The following is a 19,246-nucleotide window of genomic DNA, read 5'->3' on the forward strand; positions in this document are numbered from 1 at the left end:
TCGGGGGCTATACGAGGCCAAATGATGAATAAAGCGATTCGACACAGCCTGATAGGCGGCTTACTGGCTCTGGGCCTAGGTGGCATGAGTTTACCCGTCACGGCTGGTGGTGGCTCAGAGATCTCCGAGGCGCCCTATAACGAAATTCAGTTGAATCCGATTTCCATGCGGGAAGCCGAAACCTTAGTCGGCAAGCCAGGAGTGTATTTTTTCGATGTAAACACACTGGAAATTTGGGCGGAAGGTTTTATCCCCGGAGCGGTTTTTTTCAATGTGCAAAATTGGCGAGAGCTACTGCCAAAGAATAAAGACGCTGTGATGGTGTTCTATTGCGCTAACCGTCTTTGCACCGCCAGCAACATGGCCGCACGGGAAACCATGAAGCTAGGTTACACAGGTGTGCGCCATATGGCCGATGGCATCTTCGGCTGGCGCATGTCGGGTAGAACAACAGAAAAACCATAGTAATCAAATAAATATTTTAATCTGTTATGGGGTTACCCATACGTTTTCGGCTAAAGCACTAATGCCCAAGGGCTAAATTGTAGAGAACATAAAATGAAAATATCTATGCCAACTTCTTTTATCCCCAAAAACCTCACAGTGGCGACCTGCGCTGCTTTGTTTGTCTCTATGGCGAGCTTTGCTGCCCCTAGCCTTAAAACCGATGCGGATAAAGCGTCTTACAGCATCGGCGCCTCCGTAGGTAACTACATTTCTGGCCAGATTTATAACCAAGTCGAACTGGGCGCAGAAGTGAATGTGGACTTAGTGGTGCAGGGCTTTGTCGATGCGCTGAAAAAACAGCAGCAATTAACCGATGAAGAAGTGCTGACCTATCTTAATCAGCGCGCCGAAGAGTTAAACCAAGTGAGAAAGGCGAACGCTGAGAAACTCGCCGCGGAAAATACTCGGGCGGGTGAAGCATATCTTGCTGAAAATAAGAAAAAATCAGGCGTAACCGTTACAGAATCAGGCCTGCAATACGAAGTATTAACCCAAGGCTCGGGCAATAAGCCCAACCCTGAAGATGTGGTCACCGTCGAGTATGTCGGCAAGCTTATCGATGGTACTGAGTTTGAAAATACCATTGGTCGTAAAGAACCCACACGTTTCGCTCTGATGAGCGTGATCCCAGGTTGGGAAGAGGGCTTAAAACTCATGCCTATGGGCTCGAAATACCGTTTTGTTATTCCAGCCAACTTAGCCTATGGCAATGAATTTGTCGGTGAAATCCCACCGCAATCCACCTTAATTTTTGAAATCGAACTGAAAAATATCGAAAAGCCCAGTGAGAAAAAAGAAGCCCGCATGATGGGTATGATGCCAGCCCACTAAGGGCTAAGCATAGGCTTAGGTTCAGTGAGTGATGAACTTGGATAGTCGAGCGTTGAGGTAAAGCATGGCAAGTTTAGGATTCACCATTGCACTGCTGTTAAGCGGATTTGTGGCTTGGATTTTCTGGCAGCACGCGCGTTTAAACCAGCGGCAAACGTTGGTGGGAGAGTCTCAAGTCTCCCATGGCGTGCCTGTGCTGTGCAGTGTGCTTCTGCTATTGCTCACGCTCGCCATCTATAGCCAAACGGGGCGTTATCAGGATTGGGATACAGGCAAGCTCGATGAAAACATTGACTATTTAGTGGCTGCCGACATCACCAAAGCCCTGCGCCTCGTGGATGAACAACCGCAAAACCCGTTGGCATTACAGGCGCTTGCCGAGGCTTACAGCGCGGGTGGCTTATATGCCGATGCGGTGCTGACCCTAGACCAACTGCTCGCATTGGTGGGGGAGGATGCTGAGGTGCTCGGCGCTAAGGCAAATGCCCTCTATTACCGCGATGGTCGGCAAATGACCGCAGAGACCCAAGCACTGATTGCACAGATCTTGGCGCTTGCGCCCTTTGAGCCGCAGACGCGGATGCTACAGGCCAACGACGCCTATCTTCATGGGCGCTACCAAGAGGCGATAGACCATTGGCAAGCATTACTGGCGCAGCCAAGGGCAGAAATTAATCGTGAGGCCCTGTTAAACGCCATCGGCAAGGCCCAAAGCAAATTGAATGAAAGTGGATATTAATCAAGTCGCTAGCCATTTTCAGGCATGTTGGAACGATAACGATATAAATAAAAGCGTCGGTATAAAACCGATAGATGGAGGATGTTGTGAGTGAAAATATAGAGAGACGGAGGTTCCTTAAAAGCGCTGGCATGTGCTCTTTGATGTTAACGCCTTTAGCCGGGTGTTCGGTCAAAGAAGAGTCCGACGGCGCCCATAAGCCCCATTACGTCATGGTCTTTGACCAAAACAAGTGTGTCGGCTGTGGCGACTGTAAAACCGCCTGTAATCAAGCCAACCAGTTGCCCGAAGGCAAGTCACGGGTGCTGCTCGAGCAGCAGAGTGGCCGTGTCGAAGGTCAGCCTTGTCCGCACTGCGGCAAGATGAGCTGTGACTGTGAACGTAAGTTTGTGCGGGTTTCCTGCCAGCAATGCAAGAACGCCCCCTGTGTCACAGTTTGTCCGACTGGCGCGGCGCACCGCGACGCGAAAACGGGCATTGTGACTATGGATGCGAGCAAATGCGCCGGCTGTAAATACTGCATTGGTGCTTGTCCTTACAATGCCCGTTACATCAACAGCGATACGGATGTGGCCGATAACTGCGATTTCTGTTTGAACAGCAAGTTAGCTAAGGGCGAATTACCCGCCTGTGTGCAGAGCTGTAAATACGATGCGCTGATCTTCGGTGATGCCAACGATCCTCAATCCTACGTAAGCAAACTCTTAGCGGTAAAAGACTCAGTGCGCATTAAGCCGCAGTTTGGCACCGAGCCGAGCTTACGTTACATACCAATCGTCAAACTGGGAGTGTAAATATGGATACCAGTATGGAATTTACCTTAGGCCTCTCCCAAGGCGTCGCTTGGCCTTGGCCGATTGCGGTGTATTTGTTCTTCGCGGGCATCTCGGGCGGGGCGTTAACCATTGCGCTGGCGCTGCGGTTTTACTTAGGTCAGGTTGAAAATACCGCCTTCTTAAAAGCGGCGACCCTGCTGTCGTTTGTCACTATCAGTTTAGGGATGTTGTGTCTGGTGCTCGACCTGACTAACCCCTTATTCTTCTGGCGAATTTTGGTGTTCTACAACTTAAATTCTGTGATGTCGATTGGTGTGATTGCCCTGTCGGTGTATATCCCGTTAGTGGCTGTGGTCGCGCTATTGGCCCTCGAAAAAGAGCTGATGGCCATCCCGCAATTGCAGTTCCTCGGCCCCATCATCACTAAGTTGAAGGGCTTTAGACGCCCGATGGAAGCACTGGTGTTATTACTGGCGTTATCCGTCTGTGCTTACACCGGCTTCTTAATCTCCGCCTTGATCCGCTTCCCGCTGATCAACACCTCGGTATTGCCTGCACTGTTTATTGCCTCAGGGCTTTCAGCGGGCGGCGCCTCGGCCAAAATGCTGGCGGTGTGGTTGTTTAAAGAGCCTTTACACAGCGGTGAGATGAAGATCCTACACGGCGCCGAGTGGCCGATTATGTTCGCCGAAGCCCTGTTTATTTTTATGATCGCCACCGCGCTGTTAACCGGTAATGCCGGGGGCCAGTTTGCCTTTGCCGCCTTCCAAGAAGGGATCTGGGCAAGCGTATTCTGGATTGGTGTGGTCGGTATCGGTTTTGGTGCGCCGCTGCTCCTTAACTTCGCCACGGGTAAGCATTTTAGCCATTCGGCCAAAGCGTTTTATATGTCGGGCATGTGTGCGGTAGTGGGCATGATGTGCCTGCGACTCTTCATCCTGTTGGCGGGGCAAAACTACGCGATTTAATCCAGAGCTAAGGCCAAGAGCCTGAGCTAAGAACCATTTTTGTATCAACCCTCGTCGCAAGAGGTCTGTCCCTGCAAGGTGCCTTGGCGAGGCGTTGATATTTTTTAAGGAATAACAGGATGAAAAAGTACTTAAGTTTGCTACTACTCGCTCCTTTGTTATTGGGCTGCAATAAGAGTGAAGCCACTGATCATCAACATAAAGCCGAGATGATCCACGAGCATGACCGTTGCCATCTCTGCGGCATGGTGATCACTAAATACCCTGGGCCTAAGGGACAAGTGCATTTGAAGGCAGAGAAGATGGTGCCTAAGTTTTGCTCCAGCCGCGATATGTTTAACTTTGCCCTACAGCCAGTACATGATGGTGCATGACGCCGCATCGACCGACTGGGAGCAACCAGACGATGGCGCCTTTATCGATGCCGCCAGCGCGTTTTATGTCTACGGCACCAGTAAAAAAGCCGTGATGGGGCCTGCTGTAGCGCCTTTTAGCACCAAAGCCGCCGCCGAGGCCTTTGCTCAAGAATACGGTGGCCGCGTGCTTCGTTTCGATGAGATCACCCTCGAATTACTGGCCGGCGATAAATAGGCGATTGCTATGTGGCGCAGCTTGCTGCTCGGTTGGCTCTGTAGCTTATCCCTTGTTGGGTTGGCGCAGGAGTTTAGGGTCACAGATACTGCGGCTTTGACCCAAGCCCTCGCGCGGGCGCAGGATGGCGACACTGTTGTGCTCGCCACCGCCGTTTACGAAGGTAATTTTAGTGTCAGCCGCACGATTCATCTTAAGGGCGAAGCGGGTGCAACCCTAGATGCCTTGCGTCAAGGTAGCGCCTTAACCATTGCTGCGCCCAAGGTGATAGTCGAAGGGCTGAATATCCGTCACTGGGGGCGGGATCTTTATTACCAGAATGCGGGGATCTTGCTGCAACCCGGGGCTGACGAAGTGCTCATTAAGGGCAATCGGCTGGTGGGTGATGGCTTTGGTATCTATGGCGAGCAGCTGAGTGCACCCCGCATTAGGGAAAACAGTATCAGCGGTAATGGCGCCATTTATGTTTTGGATAGGGGCGATGGCGTCTTCCTCAAGCATGTGAGCGCGCCGCAAGTGCAAGATAACCATTTTATTTTTGTCCGCGATGGTGTGTATCTCGAGTCGGTGACAGACAGCCAAATCCACCATAATCAATTCGCTAAGCTGCAATACGGCATCCATTACATGTACACCCGAGGCGATGAAGCCTCAAACAATCAAGCCATTAGCGTCGATGGCGGTTATGCCTTGATGAACTCGCAGCACATCTTTCTACACCACAACAAGGTCAGCCAAGCACGGGACTTTGGCATTCTGCTCAATATCACAAACGATGCCCATGTTCAGGCAAATGTCGCGACAGAGGTGGTCAATCCCCAAGGTTCAGTGGAGCTTGGCAATGAGGGCAAGGGCATTTTTATCTACGCCGCGCAGAATAATCGCATCGAGGCGAATGAGTTTAGCCATAGCGATACAGGGATCAGCATGGCCATGGGCGGCGAAGCAAACCGCCTCTGGCATAACCGCATTGTCGCCAACCAAACCCAAGTCAAATACGTTGGCGAGGCGCAACTCGAGTGGAGTTATCAGGGGCAGGGCAATTACTGGTCCGAATATCAGGGTTGGGACACGAATGGCGATGGCGTCGGGGATATAGTCCATCGGCCCAACGACAGCTTAGACAAACTCTTTTGGCTCTATCCCGAGGCAAAACTCCTGATGGAAAGCCCTGTGGTCTTACTGCTGCGTTGGGTGGAGCGGCAGTTTCAGCCAACGGCTGCAAGTGGTGTGAGTGACAGCTTTCCCTTAATGGGATGGAAAACCGAGGGAGATGGGCAATGAGCCATTTTAGCAATGATGCAAGGCATAAACAGGCGCTTACCTTGATGAAAAACGAGGCTTCATCCCAAGGACAAGTGGCGATTAAGGCCATTGGGCTTTGCAAGCGTTATGCGACGTTTGAGGCGCTCACGGATCTTCATTTTGAACTGCACGCCGGCCAAACTTTAGCGCTACTCGGCCACAATGGCGCGGGTAAATCGACCCTGATTAAAATGATCTTAGGGCTTGTCTCCCCAAGCCAGGGCGAGCTATTTGTGCAGGGACAACCTCTGCATACCAAGCGAGCCAACGCCAATCTGTCATTAGGCTATTTACCTGAAAATGTAAGCTTTTATGACAATATGACGGCGCAGGAAATCTTAAGCTATTTTGCCAAACTTAAGGGGGTAGCCCCCAAGCGCGTATCCATTTTGCTGGAAGAATTTGGCCTGATGGCCGCTAAGGATAAACGCCTAAGCACCTTTTCCAAGGGCATGCGTCAACGTTTGGGATTAGCTCAGGCGGTATTGGCCGATCCTAAGGTGCTGCTATTGGATGAACCGACTGTGGGCTTAGACCCGCTCGCATCGGCATTTTTATATCAGAAAATGGCGCAACTGAAGGCGCAGGGTTGCGCCATCATTATCAGTACCCACGAGTTAGGATTAGTGCAAGATCAAATGGATAGTGCGCTGATCTTAGGCCAAGGTCGGCTGCTCGCCGCAGGTGATTTATCGCAGCTTAGGGCAATCAGCGCGCTGCCAAGTCAGCTTGAGTTGCACCGCGTTTCGCCTTGGCAATATCAGCAGCTAATGGCTCTGCCACTGTTCGCCTCACTGCGGAATCACTCAAGCGCAAACAGAGTGTGCTTTAGTGTGCCCGATGCGCTTAAGCCCAAGGTTATCGAGCAATTACATCTCCTTAAAATCCATGAGTTTTCCATTGCGCCACCGAGCTTGCAGGATATTTTCCATCACTTTATGGCAGGGCTGAATCGCCCTAATGCGTCAACCGTGCGCTCGGCGGTTGAAGACGAGCAAGATCAAAGGGAGTTAGTGGCATGAGTCAGATAAGTATCGAGCAAGGAAATGCCCAATATTGCCCTCCACGGGCGCTAACACTGATTCAAGCCGTTGCTGTGAAAGAGTTTAAGGACAATTTACGCAACCGTTGGCTAGGTTTGATGGCGGGTATCTTGTTGATTTTGTCCCTGTGCGTGAGCTTTATGGGCAGCGCCGTGTCGGGCACTGTAGTGCTGCTCGAGAGCGCACAAATCTTCTCGGGCTTAGTCACGCTCGCGGTGTTTATCTTGCCCTTGGGCGCGATTTTACTCAGCTACGACAGCTTTGTTGGTGAGCGCGAGTCGGGCACGCTATTGCTGCTACTCACTTATCCCTTGGCCCGTTGGCACTTGGTATGTGGCAAGTTACTTGGCCATGCCTATGTGATGATTGCAGCCTGTATGATGGGGTTTGGCGCGACAGCATTGTTACTGCTTACCTTTGTTGAAAATCAATCTAGACACGCCTTAATTATCGGTTTTATCCACTTGATTAGCAGCGGTATTTTGCTGTCGCTGGTGTTTGTGCTTTTGGGTTATTGCGTGAGTCTGTGTGTTCGCGAAAAGGCCAAAGCCCTAGGCATATTACTGCTGCTGTGGTTTGTGCTGGTCTTAGTCTATGACTTAGTGCTACTCACGGCGCTGGTGAGTCTGGCGGAAGTGTTCAATCGCCAGCTATTTAACCTATTGATTTTAATTAATCCTACCGATCTTTTCCGTGCCTTGAACCTGCTGGCCAATCCCGCCGATACCCTGTCGGCTAAGAGTAGTCTCGCCCTGATTGCCCAAACGGGGATGGGGCCTGTGCTGATGTACGCAATGCTGGCGGCTTGGATAGGGCTGTTAGGATTACTAGCCTGCTGGATTTTTGCGAGGCAAGAGGTTTAGTTTTTTCTGCATTAGTTTAAATTTATGCTTTATAAACAATGGGTAAACTGAGTATAGGGTCACAGTATTTTATGTTGTTAAGAAGTAAAATAAACCCTCTTGATTTAGTAGCTAGGAATCACGGTTGCTCTCGGGTGAGACTGAGTTTCACTGTGTTTGCCCGTTGTTAGCGCAATCATAGTCTATTGTGTTGGCTTAGTTTGGGCGCTTAACATGCATAAAATCACTTCATACCTAATGTTAGATGAACAGGCCAAAGAGCTTGTTGACCATGTTCATGGAACCCAGATCGGCCTGACTTTTTCAGAAACCGCCGTACTTGTATTGCTGTTATCTGCCCCGAACGCCATTTTTACCAAGGAAGAATTGCTGCAAGTCGGCTGGCCAGAACGTGTGGTCGCGCCTACCTCATTAACCCAGTGCATCAGTACCTTACGTAAAAAGTTAGAGCCTTATACCGAAGTGCAGCTCAAAACGGTGGCGCGCCGCGGTTATCAGTTGCATGTGTCCGAACAGTCCCATGTGAAGATGTTGGCGATTAACGACGCCGATGCGATCCGCGATGCCATTGTCGGTGTCTCGGCGTGGACGAAACTGGCAGGCATCGTCATGCTGGGGTTAATCCTTATCTCTGTGTGGTACTGGAGCGATCACCATGCCGTGGTCAAACAGGTCGCAAAATGGAACGCCGATAAATATATCAGCCTCAATATTGGCGGCACCTTGGGCACGGCACAGGTGCTGTATATCGACGATGAAGAACATTTACATCCCTCGTGGTGGCAAAAGCATCTAGCGCCAGAAGGTAACCATATCAGCGGCTTGCCTTATTTCAGCGCCTTCGCCGCAACGGATGGTAAAAACTATTCGATGGCTATTTGCCCCTCGCTCGATGCCAAGGATTGTAACGGCAAGGGCATCATCAATATCACCTCGATTGATGCAACGCCGGCGGGCCTTAACATGGCCGAGTTTATCCCGCTGAGTAAGACGATGGAGGAGCGTATTCGCTACAACCGCATCGTGCTGCCGATTGATGATAAGGGGGCGGGGGAGCTGCTGGAGCATAACTACCACGCGGATATCTATTTTCCAGTGGCGGGCGAGCTGCTGGTGCGCACGGATCTCAGCATGTCGCTGGTGTACGAAGGGGAGAATCGGGGTAAGTTTTACTCCACCTCCTGCATTACCGATCAGGACTGTTTAACCACGCCGATTAAGTACACTATCCGTGGGGAGTTTGAGCAGTATCAAACGCAAATTGATGATCTGAATGTGGATGTATTCCATGTCAAAGTGTCGCAAAAGGAGCTCACCAAACCCGATGAGGTGAGTGGCTCTGCCATGCAGTTTTACCGCGCGATCCGTAAGCACGATATTCGCGATGAAGATCTGTTTTACTATCGGGTTTATCAAAATAAGGGCACTGCGGTGTGGATAGTTCCACAGATGGGGCAATTGCTGGCCTGGACCCAGTACACTCAAGTCAAACTCTAACCTAGTGTGTTATGCAAACAGCCGATAGCCATCGGCTGTTTGGCTTTTAGCTAGCAGCATCTGTTTGCCAGAAATGTCTCTTTGCAGATATATAGAGTGTATTAAAGACTTTGCATTAACTTTCTATCATAAAGCGTGAGTTTCTTTTACATCCCACCATATCGCCAGTTACACTGCCTCGCCATGCTGGAAAGCATTCGAATAGCCAAAATACCAAAAATACAAGAATAACAACGGAAGGAGTCTCTCATGTCGGACCGCCTGATCCCCGCCATATTACTGTCGACGACAGTACTGACAGGGTTAACTGCCTGTGGTGATAACACCAAGGAAACCGCCGCTGCCGCCAGCGACAATGCAGCAAAAGTACAAACCAGCGCAGCGCCTGCTGCCAGCCAACCCGCCACGCCGATTGGCATTAACCTCGCGGCCATGTCGCCCAAGGTTAAACCCGGCGATGATTTTTATACCTACGCCAATGGCGAGTGGATGAAAACCACAGAGATCCCCGCCGATCGCTCAAGCACGGGTGCTTTTTTAGTGGCTTTTCAAGAGACTGAAAAGCATAAAACCAGCCTGATCGCCGACTTAGTCAAGGCCGAACACGCCGCAGGTAGCGATGATGCGCGCATTGCCGATTTCTACAAGGCTTACACTAACACTGCGGCAATCGATGCTGCGGGCATGAAGCCAATGGAAGCCGATTTAGCCAGTTATCAAGCCATTGCGGACAAACACGCCCTGTCGGCGGCGCTCGGTGCTAACCTGCGTGCCGATGTGGATCCACTCAATGCCACCGACTTTTTCACCGAAAACCTCTTCGGGATTTTCGTGACTCAAGGTCTGGCGACGCCGGGTGAAGTGCTGCCTTATATTCTGCAAGGCGGTTTAGGGTTGCCCGAGCGCGAATATTATCTGTCGGACGACCCTAAAATGGTCGAAATCCGCACCGCTTACCGTGCCTATATCGAGACCCTGCTGACCGATGCGGGCATCAGCGATGCATCGGCTCGTGCAGATCGCATTTTTGCCCTCGAACATAAAATTGCTAGCGCCCACGCCAGCCGTGAAGACAGTGAAGATTTCACTAAGGCATCGGGTGTGTGGAGCCGTGCCGACTTCGACGCTAAAGCCCCGGGTATCGACTGGACTGCCTTTTTAGATGCCGCCCAGCTTGGCAAGCAAGACAGATTTGCCGCCTACCACGCCAGTGCCATTACTGGGCTGTCGGCGCTGGTGGCCTCTGAGCCGCTGGATGCGTGGAAAGACTGGTTGGTGTTCCACCATATCAATAGCCACGCCGATGTATTGCCCTCGGCTATCGATAACGCCTCTTTTGCCTTTAACGGCACTAAGCTGTCGGGCACCCCTGAGCAGCGCAGCCGCGATAAACGCGCCTTGAGTGCCTTGGATGAATACCTAGGTGATGCCGTAGGCCGCGCCTATGCCGAGCATTATTTCCCAGCTTCGGCCAAGGCCGAAGTCAGCACTATGGTGGATAACATCGTCAGTGCCTTTGGTAAGCGTGTCGAAAAACTCGAGTGGATGGACCCTTCCACCAAGCAGGAAGCCCTAGCTAAGGTTGCGACCATTGCCGTTGGCGTGGGTTATCCCGATAAATGGCGTAATTACGATGCCTATGCGGTATCACCAACCAATGCCTATGCCAATGCTATCAATGGTGAAAGGGTGGAATACGCCCATCAACTCGCCAAAATTGGTAAGCCAATGGACAAGGGCGAGTGGTGGATGACGCCGCAAGTGGTTAACGCGGTTAACCTGCCGGTGCAGAACGCGCTTAACTTCCCTGCGGGGATTTTGCAGCCACCATTCTTCGATGCTAAGGCCGATGCCGCCTATAACTATGGCGCGATTGGCGCTGTGATTGGCCATGAGATCAGCCATAGCTTCGATAACAATGGTGCGGCGTTCGACTCGACTGGCGCTATGCGTAACTGGTGGACGCCAGCGGACTTTGCTCAGTTTGCTAAGCAGGGTGAGGCATTGGCGAAACAGTTTGATGCCTATGCACCATTCCCAGATCTGCATGTAAACGGCAAGCTGACCCTAGGTGAAAACATTGCCGACGTGGCGGGCTTAGCGGCCGCGCTCGATGCCTACCATGCCTCACTTAACGGTAAGCCTGCACCGGTTATCGATGGCTTTACTGGCGACCAACGCTTCTTTATCGGCTTCGCGCAAACTTGGGCGACTAAGATGCGTGACGAAGCCCTACGTGCCCGCGTGGCGACCGATGGCCATGCCCCTGGCATGTACCGCGCGCTGACCGTGCGTAACTTAGACGCTTGGTACACAGCCTTCGATGTGAAGCCCGGCGACAAGCTGTACTTAGCCCCAGAGGATCGCGTGAAGATCTGGTAAGTTAAGTCGATAAAAAGGGAACCCTAGGGTTCCCTTTTTTGTTAGCGATTTTGCAGTCGATTGTAGTCCAGCCAACCGCTTTCAATCGGATGACTGTCGAAAAAGGCTTGGTTGAGTTTGTCACTAAAGGCCCAGAACCGCGGATCGGTACGGCGCACCGCCGCCAAATCCAATAACGCCTCGTAGTCTTTTTCGGTTTGCATGCCTTCGACCTTAGCCACGACTTTGGCTAAGTCCTGCTCCTTGATATGCCAGAAGGCTTCGGGGTAACTGCCCAAAAGCCCGCGCACTAGCGTGACATCATCCTTAGCGGGCTCGCGGTTGCTTTCCTCATTGAATAGGCTCGAAATATTCCGATGGGCACTGTTACGCACTAAGGTGAAGATTTCCGCTTTGCCTGGGGTTTGCGGCTCAATCATGATCATCGTCAGCTCGGGCAAAAGAGTCGCTTGCGTACCTTTGACTCGCCCTAGCGCCTGCAACAAAGCCTTGCTATTGGGTTGCAACTGACTGAGAGCGATTTGATAACGTTGGGGCTGAACCTCGCCGACCTTAGCGGCCAACTTTTGGTAGAGCTCGGCCTTAAGATCGTCCGTGTAGTAGAGCACGCCTGTGGGTTGATTGAAGGTATTAATGTCCCCCGCGATAAAGGCGGTCAGCTGGGTACCTGCATCCTGATACCAATCCTTAAACTGCTTACGGCGCTCCTCTTGGGGCAACAAGGTCAAGAAGTTAGACTCGCCCTCCATGCGTAAAAAATCCATATACAGGCGAGTGAGCAGCTGGTGGCCATAGTTACCATACACATCGAAACCCGCGACCAAGAGATAGTGAATGCGCTCCAGCAGGGCATAGTCGATCACCCAAGCCGTTTTGGGGGATTCTCCCACTAACCCTTTGACCACAGTGGCATTATCGAAATGTCTAAATACCGTCAGGCTGGCATTGTCATTATTGCCGTTGCCATCCCATAGACCGTCGATGGTGAGGTGACGACCATTTTTAAACTTATGATTTAAAAACTGATTTCGCGCCCGCATATACTCGCCCTGTTTGGCGGCGTATTTCACCCAGGTCACGGCAAGGGCGGTACTTTCCTCCTCGGCGGGCATGCGTAGGTTCTCGATTTGGCCCTGATAGAAATCGGTAAAGTCGCTATCGTCCATATATTCTGGGGTGACAAAGTAGACCCAAAATCTATCGTTGATCACATTGAGGGCGACCTGACCACGGCAAACTGGTCCCTTGATAAAGCCCATAATGGTGTCTTGAGCGCGGGTAAGCATAAAGCGATAACGCGAGCCTGCGGGCAGCTGAATAAAGGCCTCGAAGGGATTGGCCGCCACGCTAGGTTTATAGCTAGGCAGCGAGCTGACTTGGTATTTAGCATCGATAAACCACTTCTGCCAGTTTTGCAGCACAGTGTTATTTAAGGTGTAGGGAATATGGGTTTTATCGACGATCGTGGCGCGATAGGGCTGAAAGCGGTAATACACCCGCGACACTTGCGGATCGTCGAAGGGGCGACGACTGGCAATCAGATCAATCGGTTTGCCCGGCGGCGTGCGTGAGCGCACTAACTCGAAGTAAGCCGCGGGAGCATCGGCTGCGGTTAATGACTCAAAATACAGGTGAAAGGCAAATAAGTGCTCGTAAATATAACGGGCGCTCAGTTGCGCCTTGAGGCTGTCGGCATTTAAGAACTGCTCCCAGCGGGCAATTTCTTGATTAAACTCGGCGCTGAGCGCGGGTGGCGTCGGCAACACTGCGCCCTGTTCGAGCCATTGCATCAATACCTTATGTTCCTGCTGATTGAGCGCATGCAAGCCGTAGGGCATGCCCGCAAGCGGTTGGTATTGCTCGTATTTGTCCATTTCCTCAATGCTGGCGCATTGCTGAACCCGATCGAGGCTAAAGTCGAAACTTTTATCGAGCAGTTTAGTGTCCGGTAGGGGATGGGCCTGTTTTAGCGTTAGCATCCGCGCCAGCACTGAGGCCTGAGTATTGGCCTGTGGGGTCTGGGCGCGCTCATTGAGCACGGGATAAAAACCGCGTTCGCGCCAAGCTTCAGGCGTGTGGGCATCGACAAATAACCGATTTGGTGTTGCCGCCATCAAGCGGGTGCCCTGATAGACTTTTTCCTTGTTCGCGCCCCGTTCAATCCCCTCACTGGAAGTCATTTTAAGTTGGCAGGGCGCATCGTAACAGGCATGGCAAACCACGCAGCGACCGTTGATGATAGGTTCAACAGCCGAATGATAAGTCTTTGTTTGTGCTGTGAGTTCACTCTGGATTGGCTGATTATCGGCCCGCGTCAGCGGCGAGCTTTTACCGTAAAGATTATCAAAATCCACTTGAGCGACGCTGGCACAACCCGTGACCGCTAACACTAGGGCCAATAGCCAACGTTTCCAGACTGCATTTATCGGATTCATATCCACTCCTTTGCCCGACTGATGAGCTTTATCCATGCCTAATCTGCAACACTCTAGCAGAATAGTCTGAACAAGTTGAATTTACGGCGTATTTTTATGTTTTTTCTAGAATTATCGCCGTCGCCAACAAAATCTAAAATGTTTAATTTGTGTTTTGCGCAGGTTACATAATGGTACGCATTTTTTTGCAGAGTTTTGTTATATCTAGTAGCGCACCTCTGTGCGCAAAAAAATAACTATATAATTCTGAAGGAAATGCTATGAACAATCAGCAGTTCAAACGTACCGCTATCGCGAGCCTGACTGCGCTCTATGTTAGCGGTGCTTGTACGTTTGCATTGGCCGACCCCGGAATGGAGAAGGTTGCAGGGAGCAGTTTTTATACTCCCACTTTCACCGCCGAAGATGTCTTAAAAGTGACCAATGAGCGCAAGGCTGAGTTAAGTGGTGACATTTATGTCGGCACGCCCGGACAGCTCAACCGCGTTAAAAAAGCCCGTTCCCCACAAGAGATTTTCCAGCCTGAAGCCAATTCACAGGGCGTGCAGACCTACATAGTGCAGTTAGAGGCCGAACCTCTGGCGACCTACGAGGGTGATATCCCTGGGTTCGCAGCGACTAAGGCGCCGGTTAACCGTTCTATTATCGCTAAGGGCCGTGTCAGCGTAAACACGGCGGCGGCTCAGTCCTATAAGAGTTTCTTGTTAGGCAAACAGGACAAGTTTGTTTCGAGTGTACGTCAAGCGGGCGTTAACCTGAAAATCAACAAGCAATTCACTATTGCCAGCAACGCCTTAGTCGTTGAGATGACGCAGGAAGATGCGATTCGCATGTCGCATCAGGCTGGCGTGAAGCGTATTTCCCCTAACCGTATTTTTGAACTGCGCACCGACCGCGGCCCAGAGTTCATTGGTGCCGACCAAATGTGGCAAGGTACTGCAACGCAAGGCGGTTTGCCCGTGAAGGGTGAAGGCATGGTCGTCGGTATTATCGATACCGGTATCAACACCGACCATGTCGCCTTTGCCGATGATGAAGAATATGCACGCTTAAACCCATACAAAGGTCAGGCGATCGGCGATTGTGGCGCCTTCCCTGAGCTGTGTAACAACAAGTTAGTGGGCCTGCATTCTTACCCTGAAATCACCGATGTGTATGCCGCCCCTGAGTTCCAAACTTCTAGTGGCGCGAAAAAGCGTATTCGCCCTGCCAACGCAGAGGACTACGCTGGCCATGGCTCTCACACGGCGAGTACCGTTGCGGGTAACACTTTAAAAGATACACCACTGCAAGGTTTTACCGGCGATAAGGTCAGTGATGGTGTGGATGTACCTTTCACCTTCCCTCAGACCAGTGGTGTCGCCCCACGCGCGCACATTATTGCCTACCAAGTTTGCTGGCCAGGCACCAGTGGCGACCCTTATGCGGGTTGTCCTGAGTCGGCCATCTTATCGGCTTTTGAAGATGCGATTGCCGATGGTGTCGATGCGATTAACTTCTCTATCGGCGGCGCGGAGAACATGCCTTGGGGTGACCCAATGGAGCTGGCTTTCTTATCGGCCCGTGAAGCGGGTATTTCAGTGGCCGCTGCGGCGGGTAACAGCGGCGCCTATTGGACGGCTGACCACTCATCACCTTGGGTTACCACAGTCGGTGCAACCACCCATGACCGTAAGCTAAAGGCGGGTATTAAGAGCCTCACAGGCTTCGAAGGCACGGGTAAACCAACGACGGCGATTCAAGGGACTAGCTTCTCTGGCGCGATTACCGGTGAAGTGGTGTTGGCGGAGAAATATGCCGATCCTAACACCAAAGATAGCTACACGGCGGCAAGCTGTAACGTGCCTTTCCCTGCGGGCACCTTTACATCGGATCAAATCGTCGTTTGTGAGCGTGGTGATATTGCCCGTATCGAAAAAGCGAAAAACGTGGCAGCAGGCGGCGCTGGTGGCGTGATCCTGCAAAATATGAGCTCTTCAGTGGATAACCTCGAAGCGGATATGTACGTGATCCCGGGTATCCAAGTGAAGTATGCCGATCGCCTTAAGATCCGTAACTGGGTACTGAAAAACCCAGGTACTGCGCGCGCGACCATTACCGACTTTACTAACGAGTACAGCTTCGACGCGTCAGCGGGCAATAACCTAGCGACATTCAGCTCCCTAGGCCCAAGTAAAACCAACAACACCTTAGTGCCAGATTTAACGGCGCCGGGTGTGGATATTTATGCGGCCAACGCCGACGATCAGCCATTTACCAATAACCCATCTGCGTCTGACTGGACCTTTATGAGCGGTACCTCAATGGCCGCGCCGCACGTTACTGGTGCGATGACGCTATTGACCCAGTTACACCCAGATTGGACTCCTGCTGAAATCCAATCTGCACTCATGCTGACCGCAGGTCCTGTGGTATTGAATACCGGTTATGAGTTAGTTGAACCTTACTACAACTTTATGGCGGGTGCGGGTGCGATCAACGTGGCGCGCGCAGCGGATACGGGATTAGTGATGGATGAAACCATCGACAACTACCGTAATGCCGATCCGACCAATGGCGGTGTAGTGAACTGGTTGAACTTGCCTTCTATGGTGGAAATGGAATGCGAGAAAACCTGTAGCTGGATGCGTACCGTTAAGGCGACCCGTGATGGCACTTGGACAGTCGAAGGTGTTGGTAAGGAAGAAGGTTTTGAGGTTTCTGTATCGCCGGCGTCCTTCAGCCTGAAGGCGGGTGAATCGCAAAGCATTATTATCACTGCGAAAACGCCAAATCTTATCGAACATAAGGTGGAGCCAACAGATGCTTCGGCGCCTTGGAGCGAAGTGCTCAATAAGAATGCTTTCTTCAATGGCCAAGTGTTACTGAAAGAAATCAATGGCAGCTCACCGGATGTGCATATGCCAGTGGTAGTGGCGAGCGTTGCCGATCAGTTACCTGTCGCGCACCGTTTTGAAATCACTCGCGATCAAGGCACTGAGTCTTTGGTGGTGAACACTGATTCCTACAGCCAACTGACCCCACGTTTCTATGGCCCAGTGAAGCCAGAGATCAGCTCAAATAAATTAACCGCAGTGAGCGCGATCTTAAGCAAAGCGAACATAGACAAGGGTTGGGATATTCGCCCTGTGGTGGTGCCTGAAGGCACTAAACGCTTCGTGGTAGAAGTTCAAAAGGCAGAGTTTGTCTCGACGCTGGAAAACTTGAACCCACGCTATACCGAGATGCACCCCTTTATCATGGTGGGTCTAGATAAGAACGGCAGCAATACCTTCGTACCAGAGGGCGATAACCCAACGAGTTCTGCGATTCGTGCGGAATATATCGATGAGTTAATGTGTATTTCGAGCAGTCAGTCTGAGCATAACTACTGTAGCTTTGAGAATCCAACCCCAGGTACTTACTGGGTAGCCACCGCCATGGCCTATGGTGCGGGTCAAGGCGATGTTGCTGTTGAAACTGGCTATGCCCTAGTGATGGAAAACGATGACAAGGGCTACCTGAACATGTCAGGCCCGGCATCCCACGACGGTAATGGTAACTATGAGATTGGTCTTCACTGGAACATTCCTGAAACCAAAGCTGGCGATGTTTACTACGGTGGTTTCGACCTTGGCAATATGCCAGGTGCCGAAGGCACATTAGGCTTTACCGCGCTGGATATTCGTCGTGCCGACGATGCGGTAACTTGGTCTGTGAGCCAAGACAAGGCCCGTAGCATGGATGTCATCGACGTTAAGCTCAACATTGCGCCTAACTTAGAGACACAGGATCGTAACTACAAGTTCGAGATGAAGCTGCCGGAAGGTATGCGTCTCGCGACGGGAACGATCAAAACCAATAACGATGATGTGACCAAAGCGATCGTTGCCGATGAGCACAACCTAACCCTGAGTGGTTTACAGTTGTCGACACGCAACGTTGGACGTGAGTACAAGGTCAGCACCAGCTTAACCGATAAGATGTGCCATACACCGCTGATCGATGAATATTCGAAAGGCGGCTATATCGACCTGTGGGGCGAGTTCCGCATCCAGCCTAACGCAGACTGGTTTGTCGGTGACTTTAACAACGCATTCGATGTGCCTATCAATTGGCTGTTCTACAAACAAAACGCCAAGTTTGAAGTCTACAACCAACCTAACGCGGGCTACATGCGTATGCATACCGTGGGGGCGTTGCAGTTCAACACAGGTTATTGGTACATGTCACAACACCGTGGCCCAGGATTCTTGAACGAAGCCTTGGCACCATTCTGGCGTGGCACTTTCACCAGCAAGTATCGTCGCGATCCTTCTGAGCCATGGGGTTTAACCATTGCGACTCAGTATGCTGAAGACCGTCCAGATTTGGGTGATCTACTGTTCCTCGAGTTCGACAATGTTACCGACAGTAAAACGGGTGAAGAGTTTGACTTTGAAACCATTTTACGCAGCGGTATCGACGATCGTCCTGGCCAATACGAAATCATTTACGCCTATAGCAACTTAGGTGCAAATGTGGCGAAAGGCGCGGTATTTGTGGAAGGGTTTGACTCTCCATGGTCACGAACCGTAGGTCCAAAAAATGGCAACCTCTACGAAGTCTTAGGTTTCGATGACTTAGACGAAAAACTGCAAAACGATCTGGTGGTCTGTTATGACTATGTGGGTCCTGAGCAGAGCCGTATGGAAGTCAGCTTTAAAGTAGCCGTTCAACCGGAAGCTACGGGCAAGACGCTGAATGTTGAGCTGAACTACGACCTAGAAGGCGCAGCACCTACCACGTTAGTGCATACAGTGAATGTGAATGGCAATATCAAGTTAGCGCCAATTGCTAACCAAGTCGTGGCCGAAAACACCCGTCTCGAAGGACTGAGTGTATCCTATGTGGATGCGAACAAGGTTCCGAACACGGTTGAAGTCACGGGCGAGCACATTAGTGCCGAGATCAAAGGTAGTCAGTTTACCCTGATCCCAGAAGCGAACTTCCACGGTGACACCTTAGTCACAGTGACTGTGCGTGATAACGAAATCAGCTCCGATGCCGCCAGCACTAGCTTTATGCTGACGGTAGAGTCTGATGGTGTTGAACCTACGCCAGTCACCCCAGTGACTCCTGAGACCCCAGAGCCAGAATCTAGCTCAGGCGGTGCCTTAGGATGGAGCTTACTCAGCTTGCTTTCTATGGCATTTATTCGCCGCGCTAAAAAAGCCACTCGTGCTTAATTAGCTTCATTCTCCAGTCAAAAAGAGGGACGCATGTCCCTCTTTTTATTGGGTTAATATCTTCCTGTTATTCGACCTGTTCACGGGTTAAGATGAATGACA

Annotated in this window: 12 protein-coding genes and 1 pseudogene; 12 read left to right on the plus strand and 1 reads right to left on the minus strand. The window is 51.3% G+C overall.

Annotated elements, in window-relative coordinates; all coding sequences use genetic code 11:
* Window positions 1-21 precede the first annotated feature (21 nt).
* The 11 genes and pseudogenes from SHEWANA3_RS02585 (at window position 22) to SHEWANA3_RS02635 (ending at window position 11,502) form a co-directional block, all read left to right on the plus strand.
* Entirely contained in the window at window positions 22-465 is a 444-nt protein-coding gene (locus SHEWANA3_RS02585; protein WP_011715698.1) for a rhodanese-like domain-containing protein, read from the plus strand.
* Window positions 466-558: 93 nt separating this feature from the next.
* Window positions 559-1,338 carry an FKBP-type peptidyl-prolyl cis-trans isomerase gene (locus tag SHEWANA3_RS02590; protein ID WP_011715699.1) on the plus strand — a complete coding sequence of 260 codons (780 nt, stop codon included), beginning with the start codon at window positions 559-561 and terminating at the stop codon, window positions 1,336-1,338.
* Window positions 1,339-1,402: 64 nt separating this feature from the next.
* Window positions 1,403-2,077 (plus strand): nitrite reductase, encoded by a 675-nt coding sequence (locus SHEWANA3_RS02595; protein WP_011715700.1) that lies wholly within the window; start codon window positions 1,403-1,405, stop codon window positions 2,075-2,077.
* Window positions 2,078-2,163: 86 nt separating this feature from the next.
* Window positions 2,164-2,871, plus strand: coding sequence for a 4Fe-4S dicluster domain-containing protein (locus SHEWANA3_RS02600; protein WP_011627331.1), 708 nt, complete (start codon window positions 2,164-2,166; stop codon window positions 2,869-2,871).
* Window positions 2,872-2,873: 2 nt separating this feature from the next.
* On the plus strand, window positions 2,874-3,821 hold the full coding sequence (gene nrfD / locus SHEWANA3_RS02605) for an NrfD/PsrC family molybdoenzyme membrane anchor subunit (RefSeq protein ID WP_011715701.1): 948 nt from the start codon (window positions 2,874-2,876) through the stop codon (window positions 3,819-3,821).
* 119 nt (window positions 3,822-3,940) lie between these two features.
* Window positions 3,941-4,412 (plus strand): annotated as a pseudogene (locus SHEWANA3_RS02610) (nitrous oxide reductase accessory protein NosL).
* A 9-nt stretch (window positions 4,413-4,421) separates the two neighbouring features.
* Window positions 4,422-5,696: a nitrous oxide reductase family maturation protein NosD gene (nosD, locus tag SHEWANA3_RS02615; RefSeq protein WP_011715702.1), complete on the plus strand. Its 1,275-nt coding sequence runs from the start codon at window positions 4,422-4,424 to the stop codon at window positions 5,694-5,696.
* On the plus strand, window positions 5,693-6,739 hold the full coding sequence (locus SHEWANA3_RS02620; RefSeq protein WP_011715703.1) for an ABC transporter ATP-binding protein: 1,047 nt from the start codon (window positions 5,693-5,695) through the stop codon (window positions 6,737-6,739). The genes nosD and SHEWANA3_RS02620 overlap by 4 nt, the downstream gene beginning before the upstream one ends.
* The gene (locus SHEWANA3_RS02625; protein WP_011715704.1) at window positions 6,736-7,623 is read left to right on the plus strand and encodes an ABC transporter permease; all 888 of its coding nucleotides are present in this window, start codon (window positions 6,736-6,738) and stop codon (window positions 7,621-7,623) included. The genes SHEWANA3_RS02620 and SHEWANA3_RS02625 overlap by 4 nt, the downstream gene beginning before the upstream one ends.
* Before the next feature lie 213 nt (window positions 7,624-7,836).
* Window positions 7,837-9,120, plus strand: coding sequence for a winged helix-turn-helix domain-containing protein (locus tag SHEWANA3_RS02630; RefSeq protein WP_011715705.1), 1,284 nt, complete (start codon window positions 7,837-7,839; stop codon window positions 9,118-9,120).
* 249 nt (window positions 9,121-9,369) lie between these two features.
* Window positions 9,370-11,502: a M13 family metallopeptidase gene (locus SHEWANA3_RS02635; RefSeq protein ID WP_011715706.1), complete on the plus strand. Its 2,133-nt coding sequence runs from the start codon at window positions 9,370-9,372 to the stop codon at window positions 11,500-11,502.
* Between the two features lie 41 nt (window positions 11,503-11,543).
* On the opposite strand, the gene SHEWANA3_RS02640 is transcribed toward SHEWANA3_RS02635, so the two are convergent.
* Complete coding sequence (locus SHEWANA3_RS02640; RefSeq protein WP_011715707.1) at window positions 11,544-13,937, minus strand: fatty acid cis/trans isomerase; 2,394 nt, start codon at window positions 13,935-13,937, stop codon at window positions 11,544-11,546.
* Between the two features lie 260 nt (window positions 13,938-14,197).
* Here SHEWANA3_RS02640 and SHEWANA3_RS02645 point away from each other — a divergent pair, with 260 nt between their 5' ends.
* Window positions 14,198-19,144: a S8 family serine peptidase gene (locus tag SHEWANA3_RS02645; protein ID WP_011715708.1), complete on the plus strand. Its 4,947-nt coding sequence runs from the start codon at window positions 14,198-14,200 to the stop codon at window positions 19,142-19,144.
* Window positions 19,145-19,246 lie beyond the last annotated feature (102 nt).

Origin of the sequence: Shewanella sp. ANA-3 (genome assembly GCF_000203935.1) — a bacterium.
Classification (GTDB): domain Bacteria; phylum Pseudomonadota; class Gammaproteobacteria; order Enterobacterales; family Shewanellaceae; genus Shewanella.